Origin of the sequence: Streptomyces sp. ACA25 (assembly GCF_028200735.1) — a bacterium.
GTDB lineage: Bacteria > Actinomycetota > Actinomycetes > Streptomycetales > Streptomycetaceae > Streptomyces.
Map to the genome: position 1 here is coordinate 1 of NZ_JAQKPV010000047.1, position 2,515 is coordinate 2,515.

Below are 2,515 nucleotides of genomic sequence, written 5' to 3' on the forward strand. Positions count from 1 at the left end.
CCGGCCGGAGACGACCCGGAAAGGACAACCGAGGACTATTTCACCCGGCGGGGCTTGGGCGCCATGGACCCCGAACGGGGCGTGCAGGCCCTGGCCGACGCGGTCGACGCGGGAGTCACCTGTCTCACTGTCGCCGATGTCGACTGGGATCTCTTCCTCCCCTCGTTCACCAGCACCCGGCGCAGCCCGCTGTTCACCGCCCTTCCCGAGGCGGACCGTGCGGGCCTGCCCCCGGCGGGCGCGGCCGGCCAGGAAGGGCTGACGGAATTCGCCACGGGTCTCGCAGAGCTCTCCCCGTCCCGTCGGGCACGGGCGCTGCTCGACCTGGTGCGCAAACAAGCCGCGGAGGTGCTCGGCCACCCAGCCGGTGAGACGGTGCCCGCCCGCGGAGGCTTCGCCGACCTGGGCTTCGACTCGCTCACCGCCGTGGAGATGCGTACCCGGATCGCGGCGGCCACGGGCCTGGATCTGCCGACCGCGATGATCTTCGACTACCCGACACCCGTCGCGCTGTCCGGACACCTGGCGGAAGAGATCGTCGCTGAAGCCGCCAAGTCGGTGGAGGAGCCCGCCACAGCCGGTGACGAGGACGAAACGGTGCGCCGTGCCCTCGCCTCCCTGTCACCGGCTCGCCTGCGAGCGGCGGGTCTCCTCGACGTGCTGCTGTCGCTGACGGACACCGGTCCCGCCGACACCACGGCGGGCCACAGCGGCGACTCCCCGGTCGCTTCCGCTTCGGACCTCGCAGAGGCACGCCCGGCGGACGATGCCGACAGCCCCGACATCGACCTGATGGATGTCGACTCCCTGATTCAGACCGCTTTCGAGAACCCGGACGCGTGAGCCGTGTCCACCTCTTTTGGAGCCCAGTCATGAGCACCCGCGAGCAGCAGGTCGTCGAGGCATTGCGTACCTCCCTCAAGGAGGCAGAACGGCTGCGCAGGCGCAATCGCGAACTGATCGAAGCCGCCCGCGAACCCATCGCGGTGATCGGCATGAGCTGCCGGCTGCCCGGCGGCGTCGCCTCGCCCGAGGACCTGTGGGATCTGGTCCGATCGGGAGGCGACGGCATCACCGCCTTCCCCGCGGACCGGGGCTGGGACCTCACCGGCGATGTCGGATATGCGCGGCTGGGTGGATTCGTTCCGGACGCCACCGACTTCGACGCGGACCTGTTCGGCATCTCGCCGCGTGAGGCGCTCGCGATGGATCCGCAGCAGCGTCTGCTGCTGGAGGCGTGCTGGGAAACCGTGGAACGGGCGGGCATCGCTCCCGACACCTTGCGGAACAGCCGAACCGGGGTGTTCGCAGGCGCGTCCCACTCGGGATACGCGAGCGGGGCGCAGATACCCGAAGAGGCCGCCGGGCACTTGCTGACCGGCACCGCAGACAGCGTCATTGCCGGTCGTGTGTCCTACACCCTCGGTCTGGAAGGGCCGTCGGTGACCGTGGACACGGCGTGTTCCTCCTCCCTCGTGGCGCTGCACCAAGCCGTGCAGGCGCTGCGCGCGGGGGAGTGCTCACTCGCTCTCGCGGGCGGCGTGACCGTCATGCCTGCACCCGTAGCCTTCGAGGCGTTCGCCAGGCAGAACGGGCTGGCCGGTGACGGCCGATGCAAGTCCTACGCGGCTTCCGCCGATGGCACCGGCTGGTCCGAGGGTGTCGCGGTGCTACTGGTGGAACGGCTGTCCGACGCCGTGGCCAGCGGGCACGACGTCCTGGCGGTCATCCGTGGGTCCGCGGTCAACCAGGACGGCGCGTCCAACGGCCTCACCGCACCGAACGGTCCGTCGCAGCAGCGGGTGATCCGGGCAGCCCTGGAAGGGGCGGGCCTGGAGCCCTCCGACGTCGACGCCGTGGAGGGCCACGGTACGGGCACCCGGCTGGGCGATCCGATCGAGGCGCAGGCGCTGCTGGCCACCTACGGCCAGGACCGCGAGGAGCCGCTGTGGCTCGGGTCCCTGAAGTCGAACATCGGCCACACCCAGGCCACCTCCGGAGTCGCGGGCGTCATCAAGACGATCATGGCGCTGCAGCACGGCGTGCTGCCTCGCACTCTGCACGTCGACGCGCCGAGCCCGCACGTGGCCTGGCAGCGCGGCGCGGTGTCTCTGCTCACCGAGGAACGCGAGTGGCCTGCGGTCGCCCGGGCCCGCCGTGCCGGCGTGTCGTCGTTCGGGGTGAGCGGCACCAACGCTCATGTCATCCTCGAGGAGGCTCCGGTCCCGTCGGCCGAGGCCGAAGCCGCGCCCCCGGCCGACCGGCCGGTTCCTGCGGTACTGCCATGGCTCCTGTCGGCCCGGGACGACGAGGCGCTGCGTGCGCAGGCGCACCGCCTGCACGCGGAGTTGCCCGACGCCTCTGATCTCGATCTCGGCCATTCACTCGCGACGACCCGGGCCATGCTGGACCGGCGGGCGGTCCTCCTGACGGATCAGCGCAACGCGCTGGCGGCGCTGGCCGAAGGAAAATCCGCGCCCGGCATCGTTCTGGGCACGGCCAGGGACGGTGATCT

2 protein-coding genes are annotated in these 2,515 nt (G+C 71.1%); both read left to right on the top strand.

Going from position 1 to position 2,515, the window contains the following annotated elements:
- A partial coding sequence (locus PJ985_RS23055) for an acyl carrier protein (protein ID WP_271685829.1) occupies positions 1-843 on the top strand: 843 nt, incomplete at its 5' end.
- A 29-nt stretch (positions 844-872) separates the two neighbouring features.
- Positions 873-2,515: type I polyketide synthase (locus tag PJ985_RS23060; protein WP_271685830.1), on the top strand; the 1,643-nt coding region annotated here is incomplete at its 3' end.